The organism is Flavobacterium taihuense, assembly GCF_019351435.1.
Classification (GTDB): Bacteria; Bacteroidota; Bacteroidia; order Flavobacteriales; family Flavobacteriaceae; genus Flavobacterium; species Flavobacterium taihuense.
The window spans coordinates 285,366-306,010 of record NZ_JAHWYN010000003.1; the positions used below are offsets into that span (position 1 = coordinate 285,366).

At 34.9% G+C, this 20,645-nt stretch carries 18 protein-coding genes and 2 tRNA genes; 16 read left to right on the forward strand and 4 right to left on the reverse strand.

Annotated features, from left to right (window positions below):
• Positions 1 to 187: 187 nt before the first annotated feature.
• From KZH69_RS04710 to KZH69_RS04745, 8 genes are all read left to right on the forward strand, one after another.
• On the forward strand, positions 188 to 3,307 hold the full coding sequence (locus tag KZH69_RS04710; RefSeq protein WP_219316304.1) for a SusC/RagA family TonB-linked outer membrane protein: 3,120 nt from the start codon (positions 188 to 190) through the stop codon (positions 3,305 to 3,307).
• A 21-nt stretch (positions 3,308 to 3,328) separates the two neighbouring features.
• Positions 3,329 to 4,798 (forward strand): RagB/SusD family nutrient uptake outer membrane protein, encoded by a 1,470-nt coding sequence (locus tag KZH69_RS04715; protein ID WP_219316305.1) that lies wholly within the window; start codon positions 3,329 to 3,331, stop codon positions 4,796 to 4,798.
• Between the two features lie 17 nt (positions 4,799 to 4,815).
• Complete coding sequence (locus KZH69_RS04720; protein ID WP_219316306.1) at positions 4,816 to 6,735, forward strand: arylsulfatase; 1,920 nt, start codon at positions 4,816 to 4,818, stop codon at positions 6,733 to 6,735.
• 216 nt (positions 6,736 to 6,951) lie between these two features.
• Positions 6,952 to 8,013, forward strand: a complete 1,062-nt coding sequence (locus KZH69_RS04725; protein ID WP_219316307.1) for a sterol desaturase family protein — start codon at positions 6,952 to 6,954, stop codon at positions 8,011 to 8,013.
• A complete protein-coding gene (locus KZH69_RS04730) occupies positions 8,000 to 8,725 on the forward strand; it encodes a thioredoxin domain-containing protein (protein WP_219316308.1) in 726 nt (241 codons plus the stop codon). Before KZH69_RS04725 ends, KZH69_RS04730 begins: the two co-directional genes overlap by 14 nt.
• A 205-nt stretch (positions 8,726 to 8,930) precedes the next feature.
• Positions 8,931 to 10,013 carry a formylglycine-generating enzyme family protein gene (locus KZH69_RS04735; RefSeq protein ID WP_255557639.1) on the forward strand — a complete coding sequence of 361 codons (1,083 nt, stop codon included), beginning with the start codon at positions 8,931 to 8,933 and terminating at the stop codon, positions 10,011 to 10,013.
• 333 nt (positions 10,014 to 10,346) lie between these two features.
• On the forward strand, positions 10,347 to 11,174 hold the full coding sequence (locus KZH69_RS04740) for a leucine-rich repeat domain-containing protein (protein WP_219316309.1): 828 nt from the start codon (positions 10,347 to 10,349) through the stop codon (positions 11,172 to 11,174).
• A 396-nt stretch (positions 11,175 to 11,570) separates the two neighbouring features.
• Positions 11,571 to 11,876, forward strand: a complete 306-nt coding sequence (locus KZH69_RS04745; RefSeq protein WP_219316310.1) for a hypothetical protein — start codon at positions 11,571 to 11,573, stop codon at positions 11,874 to 11,876.
• A gap of 195 nt (positions 11,877 to 12,071) precedes the next feature.
• On the opposite strand, the gene KZH69_RS04750 is transcribed toward KZH69_RS04745, so the two are convergent.
• Positions 12,072 to 12,770: a pseudouridine synthase gene (locus KZH69_RS04750; protein ID WP_219316311.1), complete on the reverse strand. Its 699-nt coding sequence runs from the start codon at positions 12,768 to 12,770 to the stop codon at positions 12,072 to 12,074.
• 281 nt (positions 12,771 to 13,051) lie between these two features.
• Here KZH69_RS04750 and KZH69_RS04755 point away from each other — a divergent pair, with 281 nt between their 5' ends.
• The 7 genes from KZH69_RS04755 to KZH69_RS04780 all read left to right on the forward strand — a co-directional run bounded on the left by KZH69_RS04755 (position 13,052) and on the right by KZH69_RS04780 (position 18,534).
• Complete coding sequence (locus KZH69_RS04755; protein WP_219316312.1) at positions 13,052 to 14,395, forward strand: tyrosine-type recombinase/integrase; 1,344 nt, start codon at positions 13,052 to 13,054, stop codon at positions 14,393 to 14,395.
• Positions 14,388 to 14,903: a hypothetical protein gene (locus KZH69_RS04760; RefSeq protein ID WP_219316313.1), complete on the forward strand. Its 516-nt coding sequence runs from the start codon at positions 14,388 to 14,390 to the stop codon at positions 14,901 to 14,903. The genes KZH69_RS04755 and KZH69_RS04760 overlap by 8 nt, the downstream gene beginning before the upstream one ends.
• An 80-nt stretch (positions 14,904 to 14,983) precedes the next feature.
• A complete protein-coding gene (locus KZH69_RS04765) occupies positions 14,984 to 15,532 on the forward strand; it encodes a DUF8453 domain-containing protein (RefSeq protein ID WP_219316314.1) in 549 nt (182 codons plus the stop codon).
• A gap of 2 nt (positions 15,533 to 15,534) precedes the next feature.
• Entirely contained in the window at positions 15,535 to 16,485 is a 951-nt protein-coding gene (locus KZH69_RS04770; protein WP_219316315.1) for a hypothetical protein, read from the forward strand.
• A gap of 519 nt (positions 16,486 to 17,004) precedes the next feature.
• Positions 17,005 to 17,643 carry a hypothetical protein gene (locus tag KZH69_RS04775; protein WP_219316316.1) on the forward strand — a complete coding sequence of 213 codons (639 nt, stop codon included), beginning with the start codon at positions 17,005 to 17,007 and terminating at the stop codon, positions 17,641 to 17,643.
• Positions 17,630 to 17,755: a hypothetical protein gene (locus tag KZH69_RS20435; protein ID WP_255557640.1), complete on the forward strand. Its 126-nt coding sequence runs from the start codon at positions 17,630 to 17,632 to the stop codon at positions 17,753 to 17,755. Before KZH69_RS04775 ends, KZH69_RS20435 begins: the two co-directional genes overlap by 14 nt.
• 164 nt (positions 17,756 to 17,919) lie before the next feature.
• The gene (locus KZH69_RS04780; protein WP_219316317.1) at positions 17,920 to 18,534 is read left to right on the forward strand and encodes a recombinase family protein; all 615 of its coding nucleotides are present in this window, start codon (positions 17,920 to 17,922) and stop codon (positions 18,532 to 18,534) included.
• 81 nt (positions 18,535 to 18,615) lie between these two features.
• Here KZH69_RS04780 and KZH69_RS04785 read toward each other — a convergent pair.
• Positions 18,616 to 18,688 (reverse strand) — tRNA-Met (locus tag KZH69_RS04785).
• Positions 18,689 to 18,723: 35 nt separating this feature from the next.
• Positions 18,724 to 18,796 (reverse strand) — tRNA-Met (locus KZH69_RS04790).
• A gap of 117 nt (positions 18,797 to 18,913) precedes the next feature.
• Here KZH69_RS04790 and era point away from each other — a divergent pair.
• The gene (era, locus tag KZH69_RS04795) at positions 18,914 to 19,795 is read left to right on the forward strand and encodes a GTPase Era (RefSeq protein WP_219316318.1); all 882 of its coding nucleotides are present in this window, start codon (positions 18,914 to 18,916) and stop codon (positions 19,793 to 19,795) included.
• A gap of 259 nt (positions 19,796 to 20,054) precedes the next feature.
• Here the strand turns inward: era and KZH69_RS04800 are convergent, their stop codons facing one another.
• Positions 20,055 to 20,621 carry a hypothetical protein gene (locus KZH69_RS04800; RefSeq protein WP_219316319.1) on the reverse strand — a complete coding sequence of 189 codons (567 nt, stop codon included), beginning with the start codon at positions 20,619 to 20,621 and terminating at the stop codon, positions 20,055 to 20,057.
• Positions 20,622 to 20,645 lie beyond the last annotated feature (24 nt).

Genomic DNA, 20,645 nt, shown 5'->3' on the forward strand with positions numbered 1-20,645 from the left:
CCAAAAAATAGTACTAATAAAAAAGAAATAAAATGAAAAAACGAATGTGTTGTAGATAAAAAAAAGCCATTTCTGCGGCAACAGAAATGGCAGGCTTAAAAAAATGTTAATCGTTAAACTAATTGGAAAGTGAAAATTGATAGAATCAGTTTTCAGAATCCTTGATTTATTAAACCAAAACAAAGTAATGAAAAAAATATTATATAATCTTTCATGGCTAGGTATTTTTCTGATTTCGTTTGGAATCCATGCGCAAAATACCCAGCCTCTTATTCAGTCGAAACTAGACGGAACAGTAATTAATAAAATCACAAATCAGCCAGTTTCAGGAGCTTCTGTAGTTATTAAAGGAACCACTCATGGCGTTGTAACAGATGCAGAAGGGAAATTTTATTTTCAAACGGGTCAAAAATTCCCATACACTTTAATCGTAAGTTATATAGGTTATAAAAAGGCAGAAGTCATCGTTGATGGAAATCCAGTTATCATTAATTTGGAAGAAGATCTTCAAGAACTTAATGAGTTAGTAGTTGTTGGATATGGAGCTCAAAAGAAAAAGGATATAACTGGCGCAATTGCTTCAGTTCCAAAAGCAAATTTGGCTCAAGTCACCTCATCTGCAGATAACTTATTGAGAGGTGCCATTCCTGGAGTTGTGGTTACTCAAAGTTCAGGGCGACCCGGTGCGACTTCAAGTGTTCGTATTAGAGGAGGAAACTCTATAACAGCTGGTAACGAACCCCTATATGTTGTAGATGGAATACTGATTTACAATGATAATAATAATGGTACAGCTGGAGTAGCTTTATCTGGAGCTGGAGTAAATGTGCTTTCAACAATAAATCCCGCTGATATCGAGTCGATTGATGTATTAAAAGATGCTTCGGCAACTGCAATTTATGGTTCTCGAGGGGCCAATGGAGTAGTACTGATTACTACCAAGAAAGGAACCAAAGGACAAGATAATATTTCGTACCAAGGTTATTTTGGGACACAATCAGTAGCCAAAAAGCTCCATCTGCTTAATGCTTCACAATGGGCAAGCTTACGCAATGATGTGCAGGCTAGTATAGGTCAAGCTCCTTCATTTTCAACGGATCAAATTGAAGCGCTTAAAACTTCAGGAGATTATGACTGGCAATCCGCAGCTTTTAGAGATGCTCCGGTTCAAAATCACCAATTGACATTCTCAGGAGGTGATGATCGCTCCAGATATGCTGTTTCCGGAGGTTATTTTGATCAAGATGGGGTTGTAATCGGGTCAGATTTTAAACGAATTTCTCTTCGTGCCAATTACGAGAGAAATTATTCGCAGAATTTTAAATTTGGCGTGAATGCAAACTTTACTAATTCCGTTTCAAATGGAGTAGGAGCCAATAATTCTGGAAGAGAACCAAGTCCATTAGTTAGTGCTTTATTAACAGCGCCAGTAGTACCAATAAGAAATCCCGACGGGAGTTATAATGTAACTCAAAATCCTTATGTAACTTCGGTTAATGGATATGTGCCAAATCCAATTAATGATTTAGAAAACACGGTCAATGAAACTAAAATCAATAGAATTTTGACCAGTTTATTTGGTGAATATAAAATAAACAAAGAAATCACGGCGAAAGTTTCGGTTAGTGGTGATGTGATTAATACCAAACAAAATTATTACGCTCCCTCAAATACTACAAATGGTGCCTCAACAAAAGGACTAGCTTCTATTGGTAATCGATTGGTGAGTTCGGTATTGAATGAAAACACGTTGAATTACAATACTCGTTTTGGTGAAGATCATAAGTTTTCGGCTTTGGCAGGATACACGCTTCAGTATACTAGTGGCGAAGTTGTTACAGCAGGAGCCAATAAATTTGTAAATGATGCTAATACCTATAACGCTTTGCAAGATGGTACAGCAGTAAAACCATCTAGTGATGCATTCGAGAGTGTGCTGAAATCATGGTTGTCCAGAGTAAATTATTCGTACAAAAGACGATATAACCTTACTGTTTCTGCTCGCGCTGATGGGTCTTCAAGATTTGGTTCTGAATCGCGTTGGGGTTATTTCCCGTCAGCAGGATTTTCCTGGAACATCACCGAAGAAGACTTTGCTAAAAATCTTAAAGGAGTTAGCGATGCAAAACTTAGATTGAGTGCAGGAACAACCGGCAATCAAGAAATTGGAAATTACCTTTCTTTAGCGTCAATAGGTTCTGTTAATTACGCTTTCGGAGGTACAATTCAAACAGGATTGGCACCTACACGTTTGGCAAATCCAGATTTGAAATGGGAAAAAACAGCGCAATACAATATTGGTTTAGACTTGGCATTATTGGACAGAAAAATAAATTTTGTTTTTGATGCCTATTATAAAAAAACGAGTGATTTACTTATTAGTGTTCCTGTTCCTCTTACTTCTGGATATACCAGTGTTCTTCAAAATATTGGGGGAGTAGAAAATAAAGGAATCGAGATTGGACTTATTACCGAAAACCTCAAAACAGAAAATTTTTCATGGAATTCGAATTTTGTTTTTTCAACGAACAAAAATAAAGTACTTGAAATTGGGAATGGAGTTAGTCAGTTTTTTCCTGTAGTGCCAAATGGTTCTTTGTTGCAACAACAACCAGTAACTGTAAAAGTAGGGGAGCCTTTGGGAACTTTTTGGGGATATAAAACCAATGGTATTTTTCAAACTCAAGAAGAAATCAATACACAACCAAAAATTAACAGTGCTGCCAATACGAAAGTTGGAGATAGAAAATATGTTGACACCAATGGAGACGGAATAATTTCGGCTGCAGACAAAGGAAGTCTAGGAAGTTCACAACCCAAATTTGTTGGAAGTTTTAGCAATACTATTTCATATAATGATTTTGATTTGCAATTTTCTTTCCAAGGGGCTTATGGTGGTAAAGTGTTTAATGCCTTGAATCAACAGTTAGAAATCTCTACGCTTGGAACAAATGCTTCGGCTGTTTTAGAAGATCGTTGGACTGCTACCAATCCGAGTAATGAAATTCCGAGAGCGTCAAGTTCTCCAGTAGGGATCGTTTCAGAACGTTATGTAGAAGACGCTTCCTTTTTGAGATTAAAACTCATCACTTTTGGATACACCTTTCCTAAAAGCCTTTCTACAAAAATAGGAACAAAGAGTGTTAAGCTATACGTTTCTGCCGAAAATTTAATCACTTGGACCAAGTATACCGGTTACGATCCAGAGGTAAGTTCATATGAACAAAACAATTTATATCCCGGAACTGATTTTGGAGCCTATCCAAATTCTAAAACATTTATCACGGGCTTGAACGTAACTTTCTAAGTAAAATATAAAAATTAAACAATGAAAAAGATAATAACATTTATAGTAAGCGCTACTCTCTTAGTATCGTGCGCTGATCTAGAGGTAACGCCAACCTCTTTTATAACCGAGGAGAATTTCTTCAAAACCCAAGACGATGCTGTTGCCAGCGTGACTGCAGTTTATGCTTCTTTGAGTCTTGATCCGGGAGAACAAAGTTTATTTGGAAGAAATCTTTATTTCTTGACAGATATGGGCTCTGATTATGCAGCGGCTGGGGTTTCGGCAACAAACCCGCAGGTAAGAGCCTTAAGTAATTTAACCCATGATGCAACAACAGACCGTGTTCAGGTGGCTTGGCGCCAAATTTATAACGGAATCAACAGAGCTAATGTGGCAATTGACAATATTCCTAAAGTGTCAGGTTCCGATGTTGTCAAAACCCGATTGATTAATGAAGCAAAATTCATCAGAGCATTGTTGTATTTCCAAGCGGTTCGTCTTTGGGGTGGCGTTCCAATAGTATTGCATGAGGCAACTTCCATAAATGTGGAGGGGTTAAAATCAAAAAGAGCAACTGTCGAAGAAGTTTATCAACAAATCATTTTGGATTTGACAGATGCCGAAAATTTACCATCTACTTATACGGCAGCTGAGGCTGGACGAGCGACTTCTGGAGCTGCAAAATCACTTTTGGTAAAAGTGTATATCACTAGAAAAGAATGGAGCAAAACCATTGCAAAAGCAAATGAAGTCATTAACGGTGGATATGGTTATGCACTTTTTGAAAATTTTGCTGATGTATTTAATAAAACGAAGAAGAATGGAAAGGAACATATTTTTTCTGTTCAGTTCGAACCCAATCAAGCGGGTAATGGTTCTAGCGGAAGTACTTTCCAAGCGACCTCGTTTACTGGGTTTACAGCCACAGAACCAGCAGATATTATCTCGGATGTAGCCTTGTTTTATGACATCTATGCGGCTGGAGATACCAGAAGAGAGGTGAGTTATAAGAAGCAATTACTTAATCCAGCTACTGGAACACTGTATACTTTTCCGAAACCTATTTTTGGAAAATACCTAGACGTAACAAATTTAGCAGCGCCATCGAACGTGGCGATTAATTTTCCGGTTATTCGTTATGCGGACATTCTATTGTCTTTGGCGGAAGCGATTAATGAGCAATCCGGGCCAACGGCAGAGGCTTTTGAAGCAGTGAATCAGGTAAGAAGAAGGGCTTTTGGCAAACCAATCAACACTTCAGACACAACTGTAGATTTAGTTGGACTGACAGCTACTCAGCTGAGGGACGCCATTCGTGAGGAGCGCAAGAAAGAGTTTGTTCAGGAAGGGCAACGTTGGTATGATTTAGTTCGTTGGGGAATTTTAGTTACTGAAGTAAAAAAAGTAACAGCCAAAGCTTCTGTTTCAGAACGAAATAATTTGTATCCAATTCCTCAAAGTGAGCGAAATATTGACCCAGTGGGATTACCACAAAATCCAGGTTATTAATCAATAAAACTATAAAAATGAAAAATTTTAAGAATAATTTAAAATTCAAAAGTCATCAAAAAGGACTTTTAATTACAGCTTTACTTGTAGCACAATTTGGCTTTGCCCAAAATAAACCAGAAGCCAACTTCAAAGGAGTTATTGGTAAAACATTGGCAGAATCAAAAGAGTACTGGCCAGAACCAGTAAAAGCTCCCGCCGGCGCACCTAATATCGTTTGGGTATTACTTGATGATGTGGGATTTGGAGCCTCCAGCGCTTTTGGAGGTTTAATACAAACGCCAACTTTTGACGCCTTGGCCAATAATGGATTGCGATATACCAATTTTCATACCACAGCGATTTGTGCGCCAACCCGTGCGGCATTGTTAACAGGCAGAAATTCAGGAAGAGTACACGTTAGCGGTTTCTCACATACTATTTTATCTGCAGGTTTTCCAGGTTGGGATGGGAAAATCCCAGCGGATAAAGGAACTATTGCCGAAATTTTAAGAGATAATGGCTATAATACTTTTGCTGTGGGTAAATATGGGGTTACTCCAGATGAAGATGCCACCGATGCAGGACCATTTGATAGATGGCCAACAGGTAAAGGATTTGATCATTTCTTTGGTTTCTTGGGATCTCAAACTGATCAATATAACCCTGATTTAGTAGAAGATCAAGCACACGTAAAACCTGATGGAAGACATTTAACCGATCAAATTACAGATAAAGCCATTAGTTATATTACCAAACAACAAAAGGCAGTACCAGGGAAGCCGTTCTTTTTATACTATGCGCCTGGAGCCGTTCATGCACCGCATCAGGTTGCTCCAGAGTGGAGTGATCAATACAAAGGAAAATTTGGTGAAGGTTGGGATGTATATCGTGAAAAAGTATTAGCGAATCAAAAGAAATTAGGTGTGATTCCTGCCAATGCTATATTGCCAGAACGTAATCCGCTCATTACAGAGTGGAAAAAATTGAGTCCAGACCAAAAGAAAGTGTATGCCAGATTCATGGAAGTATATGCTGGATATCTAACCTATACAGATCATGAGATTGGAAGAGTTGTAAATTATTTAAAGGAAACCAATCAATTGGATAATACTTTGATTTTTCTTGCTATTGGTGACAATGGAGCGAGCAAAGAGGGAACTTTGCAAGGTACAATTAGCCAAAATCTTTTTGCTCAAGGAACCTCTGATGAAAAAAATCTTCAGGATAATTTGAATAATATTGGAGAAATAGGAACTGCGAAAGGGTTGAATACCAATTATCCTTTGGGTTGGGCACAAGCTACCAATGCCCCTTTCAAAAACTGGAAGCAAGATGCACATTCAGAAGGGGGAACCCGAAATCCATTAATTATTCATTATCCAAAAGGGATTAAAGAAAAAGGAGGAATCAGAAATCAATACAACCACGTAACAGATTTACTTCCTACTACATTGGATATTGTTGGAATTAAGGCACCAGAATATATTCGTGAAATCAAGCAAGATATAATACAAGGTTCTTCTTTTTATGCTTCATTAAATGATGCTAAAGCCGAATCACTACACAAGGTACAGTACTACTATATTTTTGGAAACAGAGCCATTTACAAAGATGGTTGGAAAGCAGGTGCGGCGCATCTTCCGGATTCTTTTGCCGTAAAGAATTCTTTAGGCAAAAATGAAAAACCAGCAGTAAGTAATTTTGATGCTGATGTTTGGGAATTGTATAACTTGAACGAAGACTTTAATGAGCGCAATAACTTGGCCAAAAAGTATCCTGAAAAATTAGAAGAACTTAAAAAATTGTTCGACGATCAAGCCAAAGAAAATAATCTTTATCCGTTAATTGACTGGCAAGATGTTTATGGCAGAAAAATACACAATACGGGAGCCAATAAAGACAAATCCGTTCAAGATTTGATTCAACAAGTAACAAAACCTGGAGAAACTAAATAATAAAGTTAGCACTTAGTGAATAGTTATGATTGATCAACTTTTCTAAGCTAATCACTAAGTGCTACTAATTAATCACGTAATGAAAAAAACATGAAACTAATAGATTTTCAAATTATAGGAAAAAAGATTGTCGTCGGGGCGATTGTCTTTTTAGTGCCGCTAGTTATTTTGGCTGGAGGCTTGGCATTAGTAAATCATTTTTTAAAATAATAAATCATGGCATTAGATCAAAATTTAAAAAGAAAACTAACAAGAGATTTAAGCATAAGTCTTTTGTTATACAGCTTGCCAGTGTTGGCAATTTACCTTTATTTTAGACTAAATAATGGTATTGTAGCTGAATCGCACCTTACACTTCCGTCATTTTTAGAATTTACAAAACCGGCGTTCGAAAACATTCGTACTTGGGGTTTGGTTGCTTTTATGCTCGTTTTAGGAGTTGTTGAATTTGCGGCAGGTTTGTATGACGACCAATGGACAGGAACAGAACGTAAAATAGATATCATTTGTTTTTTGGCACCAAAATTGCTTTTACCTCCTGTAATTGCTTTTTTTAGCTTAACTGCTTTACCCTTTTTAATTCCAAATTTGGAGAATACGCTTTCATGGGTTCCATTTTGGGGAGGATTTTTCCTGATTGCCATAGCAGATGATTTGACTCAATACTGGTATCATCGCTTGCACCATCAAGTGCCGTTTTTGTGGCGTTTTCATAGAACTCATCACTCTGCTCCATACATGGGAATGGCGATGGCTTCGAGACAAAACTTTATTTACACCGTGTTTTTCTCTCAAATTTATTTGACGGCAACCTTGACGTTTTTAGGATTAGGATTGCCTGCTTTGTTTGTCACGGTGATAAAAAGTTTTATCACATTGGGTGCACATTCCAGTATTGCTTGGGACAAACCTTTTTATAAATTCAGAATATTACATCCAATTGCATGGGTTTTGGAACGTTTTATTTCGACTCCGGCTACACATCATGCACATCACGCTGATACTAGTGGTGATGGAATTGGTTATTTTAAAGGCAACTTTGGAAATATGTTTTTCTTATGGGACGTGATTTTTGGAACGGCTTTAATAACTAGGAAATTTCCGAAATCCTACGGAACGAAATCGTACAAGCAGGAAGAATGGTATGCACAGTTTTTGTGGCCAATATTCAAATCTAAAAAAGAAGGAAGTCCATTGGCAGAAGGCGTTATTGCTTTGCCAATTTCTCAAAAGAAAGAGTCCGTTTCATCAAATCCAAACCGATATGAGCCAGTTTAATCTTAAAAGAGTAACAAACAATGTTACTGCAATTGTGTTATTCTTTGCTTTAGGTGCTTCAGCCCAAAATCAAAACATTTTTACGTTGCAATTAGATTCTTTTTCTGCAAAAATTAAAGAGCAAACAAAGCCACAGATAATTGATGCCAGAAGTCCGGAAGAGTTTGCGATAGACCATATCAACGGCTCGGTTAATTTTAATTTAGAAACAGAAAATTATGCGAAACATACGGCTCAATTGGATAAAACAAAACCAGTATTTATCTATTCTATTGGCACATTCAGAAGTGGACAATTGGCAAAAGAATTATTAAAAAATGGTTTTTCGGAAGTGCATGATTTAGAAGGAGGTATTGCTGCATGGATAGGAGGAGGAAAGCCTTATTATTTCAATTCAAAAAACAAATTATCGTTAGTAGAATACCAAAAAGTTATAGCCGATAACAAGACCGTTTTAGTGGATATTGGTTCAAGATATTGCGGTGCATGCAAAAAAGTGAAACCAGTTCTTGAAACCATCAAAGCGCAATATGGCGAGAATGTAAAAATCGTAGAAATTGATTTGGAAGAAAACCCGCAGGTTATAGCCGATTTAAAAGCGGTAAAGGTTTTTCCAACTTTGATTTTATATCAAAAAGGTACAATTGTTTTTAAAAAAGACGGTTTGGGTGATTTGAAAAAGGATGTTGATTTGGCTTTGGCCGAAAAATAAATAAAACAGTCATCAGTTACTCCCGATTGCGATTAGAAAATACTGTTAAGCTAAGTGTTTATCATTTCGATCAAAGATGGAAATCACATAATGAGCAATAAATGGGATAGCCATCGGAACATCGAAAAAAAGTTTTAGGAGTTCGGTAGTACTTAGTGTTAATAGTATTGCGCCATCGGGAATACAGATGATGAATAATAGAGAAATGAAAATATATAGTTTATTAGTTGGAATTGTTTTGTCTGGTTTAGGTTCAATTTTTGCACAAGGGAGTAAAACAGTAACAGTTGCCGCAAGTAGCTGCCAGGCTATATGCCAGGCAAATACTTCCAAAAAAGCGTTGCTGTTGCAATCAATTGTCAATAGTTCCAAGGAGACTACTGTTGTTACTTCAATCAATGAGATGGTTTGGGTCGCGGCAGGAGATTTTAATATGGGAACTAATGATTATCCAGATGCAAAACCTGTTCATAAAGTGAGTGTCAAAGGCTATTGGATGGATGAACACGAAGTAACAAATGCTGAGTTTGCCGCTTTTGTGCAAGCCACTAATTATATTACAATTGCCGAAAAACCATTGAATCCTGATGATTATCCAGGAGTTCCGCTCGAAAATTTAGTTCCGGGTTCTGCGGTATTTTCACCTCCAGCTGAAAAGGTTTCACTGGATAATATTCAGCAATGGTGGAAATATGTACCAGGAGCCAATTGGAAACATCCAACAGGACCTGAAAGCAGTATCGTTGGATTCGAAAATTATCCTGTGGTTCAAATCAGTTATTCAGATGCTCAGGCGTATGCACAATGGGCAGGGAAACGATTGCCAACAGAAGCCGAATGGGAGTTTGCCGCTAGAGCAGCAAGACCGCATACCAAATATTATTGGGGGACTGATCTTAAGCCAAACGGCAAATGGGTTGCCAATATTTTTCAAGGAAGTTTTCCAAATAATAATGTAGCCGAAGATGGGTTTGCTGGAGAGGCTCCAGTGAAATCTTTTCCTAAAAATCCTTTTGGAATTTATGATTTGGAAGGAAATGTGTGGGAATGGTGTAGCGATTTGTACCGTGAGGATTATTATAAAAATAGTCCTAATGATAATCCAACAGGACCTTCGACCAGTAATGATCCCGAAGAGCCTGGGGTTGAAAAACACGTTCAAAGAGGTGGTTCTTTCTTATGCAGCGATCAATATTGCATTCGATACGTTGCGGGAAGCCGAGGAAAAGGAGAAACAACAAGTGCCTGTAATCATTTAGGATTTAGATGTGTGAAGGATAAAATATAACGATGAAGTGGTTTGTAGCGAAATCTTGATATTTGAAATTTGTGTTTCTTAATTTGTCAAAATGGGAATTGAAGAATTAGCCGAGGAATAGACCAATTGCTCGAGCTGTACCGTAAAATTAATTTTGTTTTCATACGAAACAGAGTTAGTTGATTATTTGGTCATACTTGATTTTTTTTTTGTAGGTGCAATGATTCATTTTTTTGAATTGTTGCACTTTTTTTTGTAAGATATATATTTAATAAAATTATTTCTGTGTTAATTTGTCGATTTTTTTTGTTTGTTAGCGAACTTTTTAATTATTTTTGGCTCAATCAATTTTAAGCAAAGCAAATGAGTAATAAAATTACGCTACTTCTTATCGTTTTCCTTTCATTTTCCTTTTTTGCTAATGCGTCTCAAGCAGAAAAAGAAATATTGATAAAATTGAACCAATCTACCAATGGGCATAAATGGACTAATAAATGGGACCTTTCTTTGCCAATGAATAAATGGTACGGTATTAAAGTAGTTGATGATAAGGTAGTTTCAATAAACTTAAATAATAATAATTTAACAGGTCGTATTCCCATTGAGATTACATCTTTGTTAAACTTGCAAGAATTAAATTTAGGTGCCAATTTATTGAATGGTGAAATCCCTCTTAATATTGGTAATCTGAAAGCTTTGCAAATATTGGATTTGTCGTTTAATAAATTGACTGGTTATATTCCAGTAACAATTTGCACACTTGCTAATTTAAAGATATTAGCATTGGATAGAAATATTTTATCGGGCGAGATACCTCAACAAATTGGGAAACTTTCGATGCTTGAGACTATTTCGTTGTATGAAAATTCTTTTAAAGGGCAATTACCTATAACTTTTTATGAGTTAAAATCCTTGAAATCAGTATCTTTGTATAGTAATAGGTTTACAGGGAAATTAAGTCCAGCTATTGGGAATTTAGTGTTGTTGGAAAATTTAAACCTTTTTGATAACGATTTTAAAGGACAAGTCCCTTTAGAGTTAGAAAAATTAACAAAACTAAAAAAAATGAATATATCCTATAATTTGTTTTCAGGATTAGTTTCGAACAAATTGTCACTATTGGATAAATTGAATATGACCATGAGAAATGAAGTGGGAAATGTAATTTCTTTACCTGTTATTAAAGGATGATAATTTAATAGCAAAGAGTAAAGATAAAAAAAGTTGTTTGTTTTAATACATTTAGTTGGAAAACCCTGTAAAATCATACGTTACAGGGTTTCTCTTTTTTGTTTGAAATATTCAGTGATACAATTTCAGGAATTAAAGTTGTTATATTGCTGCGTTTGTTTGTTTGTTTGTTTGTTTGTTTGTTTGTTTGTTTGTTTGTGGCTTGATAATTTATGAAAATTTTACGCGCTTAAATGCTGTTTAGAAGTATTTTATTAAGTAGCTTTGTTATAAACTGATAATTTAACGGTCGTTATTATATCGATTCCGTATTTTTAAGAGCTTAAACAAAGAATTCAATGAATATTGAGTTTAGATAATAAATTTAAATTAACCACATTTTAATAGTAAGTAATTATGGTAGTACAGTATCAAGGAGAGCAAAACGGAATTCCAACAACATTCACTCTAAGAATCATCGGGAACAATTTATCGAAAAGCAGTTCGAATTACCAAATTGATTTATTGGTAGGCGACAAACAGTTGCCGACTTTTACGACATTAATTCACCAGAGTTTGTCTAATTGTTTAAAGGAAATTTACTTGTTTAGAAAACACAATGGTATTAATTTTGATGCTGCTTCAGAGAAGGTAGCTCCGAAATTAGTTCCTTACGATTTGGTTTTATACAACGCGCATAAGCAAGGTTTGTTTGCTGCATAAATCAATTTCTTAAATGCATAAAAAAAGACTGTTCGTAATTGAGTAGTCTTTTTTTATGAATTGAAATTGGGTTCTAAAAAATAATTCATAACCAAAAAAAAGCTTGAGATTTCTCTGAAGTTTTTCTAGTATCGTGAACAGAACTTAAACCTGTGACCTTCGGGTTGTGAGCCCGATGATTTACAAATTATTATTCTATTGATACTTACTCAAATCTAGATTAAGAATAGTACCTACTTTGCTAAACTCTTCATTAATCTTTGCATTCAAGATTAGTTGTTTATTTTTTATTGGATGATTAAAAATTAACTGATGTGCATGAAGCATCATTCCTTTCAGGTTATAATTCTCCAACCATAATTTATTTTGCTTGTTACAACCATGTGGGCGACTTCCTAAAATGGGATGAAAAATATGTTTGAAATGTTTTCGTAATTGATGCATGCGTCCAGTTTCAGGAATCGCTTCTACCAAACAATATCGTGATGTTGGTTGATTGTTAAATTCTAACTCAACTTCGGCATTTTGCAAACGATGAAAGTAGGTTATTGCGTTTTGTTTTATGTCATCATCATTGGTTAAATCATAATCAATCGTTAGTTCTGCGGGTGACCAACCACGTAAAATTGCTAAATATTTTTTTTCGACTTCTCGTGTGGCAAAACGATCATTCATAATTTTCAAAACCTCTTTATCCAACGCAAATAACAAGACACCAGATGTTTTTCGATCTAAACGATGAATAGGATAAACGTGTTGCCCTCCTATTTGATTTCTTAATTCTTGAATAGCATAAACTTTTGCATCGCGCGCATAAAATGATTTGTGAACCAACAATCCACTTGGTTTATTAATTGCTATAATATATTCGTCTTGGTAAAGAATTTCTAACATTTCAATGTTCTTTTATACTGTTGATTATGCTACCCTGCTGGCGCGAGTGTCCTGCTCGTGAACGCAATGAGATGTTGATAAAGAGGGTTATAACGAAAAAAGCTCCAGATTTCTCTGAAGCTTTTCTAGTAGCGGGAACAGTACTAAACATGTAATATCACAACTTAACAAATGTTTTAAAATCCGTTAAGTTTAAAGGGGTTTCATAGAGTTTTATAAAAAACGCTTAACAGTTGCAATTGACAAAATATGCAATATGTTAAGCGTTTTTTGCTACAATCTTGCTACACTTTATTACTTTAGCTAAAAACAAAGGAATGTATTGCAAGGCGAAAGTTAATAATGGTTCGGTAGTTATTTACTATAGTGTAAATGGGATTATGCGATTTCCAACTGGAGTTACAATTTCAAAGGATAAAAATAATCAAAACAAATTTAAGGAGTGGGACTATAAAAAAAATAGGGTTGCACAGGATGTGAGAAATGCAACCAAAATGAACAAGACCATTGCCGATTGGATTACCAAAGCGGATGATGTGGTGTCGCAGTACCTTATCGATGGAATAAAGATTGAATCCAATGAATTGAGTAAAATACTTACTGGATTAAAAGATGGTAACATAAAGGTTAAAACCAGTTTGTTTATGTCGAATTTTTTAGATTTCTATGAAAGGAAACGTGTTCAACTTGTAGAAAGAGGTGGCAAGTCTGCTGAGAGTTTTAAGACTTACGGAACATTCAAAAATACGATGGAAGATTTTCAAGCTGAAAATAACGTTGAGTTAAAAATTAAGGATGTTATCAATAATGACTGGTTAGATGTTTTTCATTCATGGTTAGCAAAACCAAGACCAAAAGAAATTAACTTACCAAACGGTGACGTGTATAAATTCAAATCACTTGGAAAGCTTAAACCTGCAAGTATCGACAAACGATTTGAAGTTCTAACAGGTTTTTTATCTTATTTAAAAGAAAAGAAGCTAATTGATGACGATGCGTTTTTAAGAAATTATAAGCGAACTGAGATTGTGGTAACTTCAAAAATTAAAACCACATTATCCATTGATGAGGTGCACAAACTTTATAAACATAAATTTGAAGACGAAACAAAGGAGAAAGTTAAGCTAGTATTTTTGTTTTCATGTTTGACTGGTTTTCGTTGGAAGGATATTGAAGAGTTTAAAAAGGAATTCATTTCGGATTTTAAAGGTCGAAAAGTTTATAAGCACATAGCATCAAAGACAAGGAGCAGAACAGGTAAAATTGCAACCATACCGCTATCCGATTTAGCTTTGGAAGTATTAGAAAAATTAAATTATGAATTAAAGTTATTCTCGAATGCTTATACAAATTTGATTTTGCATGATTTATTAAAGGAAACAGAGCTTTTTAACGATGTAACACTTTCAGAAGATTCAGAGACAGGGAAACTTCATAAACGGTACGAATTATTGAGCATGCACAGAGGTCGAGATTCATTCATAACCAACTTGATTAACATTGTACCGCTTCATGAACTAATGAGCTACACAAGTCACGAAAAGCTATCAACACTCCAAAAATACATTGATTACTCCAGAGACATAAATCCAGAATACGTAACCATATTTGATAAAAATGAATAAGAAATCAATCTTTATATCAGTATTTCAGATGGCTGAGCAAGGAGAACTAACTTCAACGGAACAAAGCGAAGTGATGAACGCACTAATAAGTTACGGACGTAGTTTGAAGCCAGAGGAAGTAAACCATGTATTTAAGAGCATAAGATTAGGAACACGCCATTTGCTAGAGCAGACAGAAAAATCTTTGGATTCTGCTTTAGATTCTGTTCATGAGTTCCACAAAATGCTCGAAGGGGTTATAGCAAAAGAAAAGTCTTTACCCGATGGAGCAACCGTTGGTGACGATGCCGAAACAATAAAATTTATCGACTCGCTGACAAAGGATGCTTACAATTTTTCAGAAGCTCAAAAAGTGATAGGGATTTCAAGACAAACCATAAAAAAGCACGCTGAGAGTGGGTCACATTCTTTAAAAACGACTACAATAGGCAAAACGGACTACATAACCCGAGAGAATTTGATAGTGTACTATCGAGATTATTTCAACAAAGATGGATTTGGTTTTTAGTAATGAATCCCAAAATTCTAACCTATATTTGTGTAAGAAAAAAAACACCATAATATAAAACGAAATTTTAAAGTAAAAAAATGAAAATTGAAATAAGTTTATCAATTGTAATAGCTATCTCTACTGTTTTATACACAGTGATAAGTCTTATGTTATGGTACGAAAGTCGTAAAAGCAGAAAGCAGAAAATAGAACCCCATATTGTGGCATTTTTAAAGTCGTCAGAAAATCATAAAACTTTGGAACTACACATAAAAAACATTGGTGAAGGACATGCTAAAAATGTAAATATTTTGGTATTGCATGATTATAATCAATTTGGTAAAGAGTTAAAATCATTGTCAAATTTAGGTGCAATGAAAAATGGTTTTAATTCTTTTCCTCCTGAATATGAAATAAAATACTATGTTCATGATTATTCTGAAATTTATGACAATGATAAAAATGAATTTATTAAACTTAAAATTGATTATAAGGGGACAGATAATAGGAAATTCACAGAAGAATTTCATTTGCCTTTTAATCAGTTGTTTGGTCAAAATTACTCAAATCCACCAGAAACATTTATCGGGCAAATCCCATTTTACTTGAATGAAATAAATACAACATTGAAAAACAAAAAAATATAAATATGAAAAAAACGATTACAATTTTGACAATATTTTTTTTGAGCCCATTCATTTATGCTCAAATATCAACAACTAAAATAGTTGAGGTAAAAAAAGAAATTCCGACTAGTATTTATGACAGTTTACAGAATTTTTTAGATAAAGATGTTTACAAATATATTGGACAAGAATTGTATATTAAAGGAGAACCTGAAAATACAAGAAAATATTGGTATTACAAATTTATTCTCGACTATACTAAAAGTGACACCAATAAATCAAATATTTATAAATGTGGCGATGGCTATAATTCCAAGTATGATGAATTATTCGGAAAGTATTTTAGCGTCCTAGCTGTTCACAAACATCCTCGAGCAGAAGAAGCTGAATATGTATATGGGAATAAGTACTATTTAGAATTAAAAGAAAAACAAAGCGGAGATAAAGTTTATTTTGAATATGATACAGAACTTTCTAAAAATTCTTTTCCATTTATTGTAGTTGGATACTTTGAGAAAGTAAAAAAAAGAGTTGTTGGCGAGAAATTTGTCTTTTGTAATAAAGCATTAGAGGATTGTACTGACATTAAAACAGGAAAACCAATAACAAAAAACCATGGAGAAAAATGGGAATGCACTGACTTGACGGTTGAAGAAAAATATTATTCACTCTCAATGGTTCTCAAAAATTCATTGAATGAGAAAACAACAATTCCATATGATTATTGTTTTGATGAGTATAGTAAAGGGAGAGTTTATTTAGCAAAGGACGCTAGTTTCTATCGAAATAAATTTGGCACCATAAACTGGTTTAAAGTTCTTGATGGTAAACTTGCTATTGGATTTACAGAAGAAATGGCACTATTAGCATGGGGGAAGCCTGATAAAATAAACAAAGCATCTTATGGAAGTCAATGGGTATATGAAAATCAATACTTATATTTTAAAAATGGTAAGTTGATTTCATTTAATTAAATGCTTATGTTAACACTAGACATTTAGATTTATATTCACAATATTCCATATAATTAAAACGTATAATTAATTTTTAAAGTACTTTTCAATCTAACATAAAGCTTTTATTTTTCCTTTATGTTCCTAAAACGTTCCAGATTCTGGGGTATTTGTTAGGTGGGTTAAGCTATAGAATCACAGTCCAGATGGACAGGAAGGCGTATTTGCCCCCTGTCTAATGGGCTTTTTTGTTTTTGGTTCATTGAGTTACTCGCCTCGGCACAAAATGTACACACCTGAACATAGGGTACAAAGGGTATGTTAAATGAAATCACGAGCCAAATCTCACGGCAATTTTCTAGGTGTGTCACTTTGAAACACTAAATATTTGGGCAATTTTAAAAAAATAGTAAAATAAAGTGTCAAAATGGTTGACTTTTCTATAGTTCGTTAGTATTTATTGTAAACAGTGCTCGATTAATCCTCTTGTATGGACTTCTTGTATCTGGAACATAACAAAAAGTAGTAACTAACTAAAAAATGAAAATTGAGAATTTAAAAGAATTTATTAAAAGTACCAAAAAAAGCAAGAGTACAATAGTACGATTTTATAAGAAAAATGAGGATTTATTTTTGAAGACAGAAATAAAGAACGGAAAGAGATATTATCCAAAAGAACATGTTAGGTATTTTGATAGTGAGATTTTACATGATGAAAATAAACTGTTGCGATTGGAAAATCAATCAATGAAAAATTTGATTGATTGTTTGGTGGATAAAGACAGTCTTCAATACAGACTATGGCAAATGGACTGGAGTTTCTTTTTTACGGTAGCGTATAAAACCGACAGAAACAAAAAAAGTTGTTTTAGACAGATGCATTCGATGTATGAAATGCTGATTTCAAAATATGGAGATGAAACAGGTATGAAAATGTTTTTCACGACAGAAGCATTTTCAAATAGGACTGGCTATCATAATCATTTTGTTTTGCATGTGGAGAACAAAAAACTACATCAACAGATAGTAGAAGAAATACAAAGTTATTTTAGTTACGACAGAGTAGATTGCGGTGTTTATGACAAATACAAAGCGGGTTTGTTTTACGCATCAAAGGAAGGATTGGTAAATGAGGATTGGGACATTATAGGAAATAATTTGGGTGATGATACGAATTAGGGTAACGAAACTACAATTTAAGATGCTGATTGATAATTTTGAAGTTCTAGCAGAAAAAGGATTGATTCTAAAAATGGATGCTCCAACTTATTTGTTTGTTTATGGTGAGTAATGGGATGTTATGCTAAAATTAGATTATAGCCATTTGGTAGCATGGTACAAAAATAAACCTCAACGTAAAATAGGGGTTGGGGTCGTACTAAAAATAACTAGTCTAAAATTAGTATAGCTTATTAGAATAAAGTATATTTGTATATGCAAATAAAGTACATACAAATGAAAATACGCTATAGCAGAATTTCGATGCCGAGCCAAAAATTAGAAAGACAATTGGCTAAACAAAATCCCGATGAGGTTTTATTTAATGATGTAGTAAGCGGGTCGGTTGCTTTTGCGGAAAGAAAAAAAGGAAAAGAGTTGATTGAGCAAATAGAAGCTGGAAATGTGACTTTTATTTCTGTAGCAAGTGTTTGTCGCTTAGGTCGAGGATTGCATGATATAATTAACACATGCGAATACTTCAACTCTAAAGGTGTTGTTTTACGAGTTGATAACTTAGGCTTGGAATCGATGGTTCTAGGAAAAGTTAATCCAACTTTCAATCTAATTATTAGTGTGATGGCGAACGTAGCCCAAATGGAGCGTGAGACGTTATTGGAGCGTCAAAAGGAAGGGATTGCAATAGCAAAAGCAAAAGGGGTTTACCATGGTCGTGTTAAAGGGTCAACGGAAACAGATGCTGAGGTTTTGAGTAAGTATAAGGAAGTGGTTAAATTTCTAAAAATGGGAAAATCATTGAGAGACATTGTTGGAAGATGCGGAGTTTCGCTTGGAACGGTTCAGAAAGTTAAACAAGTTATGAATAAGAAGGCTGAATTAGTAAATTGTTAAGTCGAAATAAAATTCAGCAAATTTTGCTACGATTTTGCTACAATAAAAAAAAGCCTCACATGGTTGTGAAGCTTTTCTCAGTAGCGGGAACTGGACTCGAACCAGTGACCTTCGGGTTATGAGCCCGACGAGCTGCCTACTGCTCTATCCCGCGATGTGCGTTTTGTAATCTCAATAAGGCTACCTTAGTAGCGGGAACAGGACTCGAACCTGTGACCTTCGGGTTATGAGCCCGACGAGCTGCCTACTGCTCTATCCCGCGTTGTTTCGGGTGCAAAGATACGCCGAATTTTGATAAATCCAATGAAAACTTTAAAAAATGTTTTATTTCCTGTATTGACTTGATATGACTACCTTTGCAGCATAAATTTAAGTAGAAATGTCACATAAAGCAGGTTTTGTAAACATCATAGGGAATCCAAACGTTGGGAAATCAACGTTAATGAATGCCTTTGTTGGTGAAAGGTTATCAATTATTACGTCAAAAGCACAAACAACACGTCATAGAATTTTAGGTATTGTAAACGGGGAAGATTTTCAAATGATCTTGTCGGATACACCTGGAATCATCAAACCTGCCTACGAAATGCAGGAATCGATGATGAACTTTGTGAAGTCCGCTTTTGAAGATGCCGATGTTTTAATCTATATGGTAGAGATTGGTGAGCAGGAATTGAAAGACGAAGCTTTTTTTAATAAAATTATCCATTCGAAAATTCCAGTTTTGTTATTGTTAAACAAAATTGACAATTCAAATCAAGCTCAGTTGGAAGAGCAAGTTGCTTTTTGGACTGCCAAAGTTCCTAATGCAGAGATTTATCCAATATCGGCGTTGCAGAATTTTAATGTTCCTGAAGTTTTTCAAAGAATTATTTCATTGTTGCCTGAATCTCCAGCGTATTACCCAAAAGATCAATTGACGGATAAACCGGAGCGTTTCTTTGTGAACGAAACTATCCGTGAAAAAATATTATTGAACTACAGCAAGGAAATTCCATATGCAGTAGAAATTGTAACCGAAGAGTTTTTTGAGGATGAGAATATCATCCGTATTCGTTCTTTGATTATGGTAGAACGCGATACCCAAAAAGGAATCATCATTGGGCACAAAGGTGCAGCTTTGAAAAAAGTTGGAATGGAAGCCCGTGCAGATTTAGAGAAATTCTTCGGAAAGCAAATCCATATTGAATTGTATGTAAAAGTGAATAAAAACTGGAGAAGCAATGCGAATATGTTGAAGCGTTTTGGGTATAACCAGTAGAGGAATAGTGATTAGTGGCTAGTAATTAGTGATTAGCTTTTAGTCTTTATTTTCATTGAAATAAAATAAATATAAAATCAGTATTGGAATTTGTTCTAATGCTGATTTTTTTTAGCCCAGATCGAAATGGAAACCCCGCTATGAAAAAAGGCTGTTGTTCCTGTGGTTGCTGAGCGACCAGAGGAAGCTCGAGCAAGCGCATTGGAGCAACTCCTTTTTTGAATGAGGAGTTGCAATGGAGAGCTGGATTAGCTGCTAATTATTTTGATTCTATGATTTCAAGAAACACTTTTTCGATATCGTTCATTTGTTTTTCGCCATTGCTTCGGATTTGTTTGGCGATTACGTATAGTAGGAACCAAGCGAAAACCATTAGTGACATCACAACGAAATCACCTGTTGTTGATTCTTTTAGGATGTAATGAGAGTAGGCGATACCGCAAAAAATAATGAAAGTACCCGCAATCATAAAGTGTAAGAACATAAAGAAAGTCCAAAGATTAGGGTCGGGACCAAATAATCCCCGTATGTGGGTTTGATTATCACCTCTGGATTCCATTTCGAGGTGTAAATGAGGAGACCAATAGGCTTTTTTGTCGCCTTTGATGTTGATCCAGATATGGTATTCTTTTATTTTCAGTATGAAATCTGGGGAATTGGTAGTGGTGAAATGAATGAATTTTTGACGTAAGGAATCGATGTCCTGATTGACTTCTTTGTAGAATCGCAAACGCAAACGGATCTCATTATTGGTGTCCATAAAATTAGAAATGAAGTGGTTAAGTGAACAAGCTGTGGCGAATATACCAAAAAAATTGATATTCATGGTTTTAAACACTACCTTTGCAAC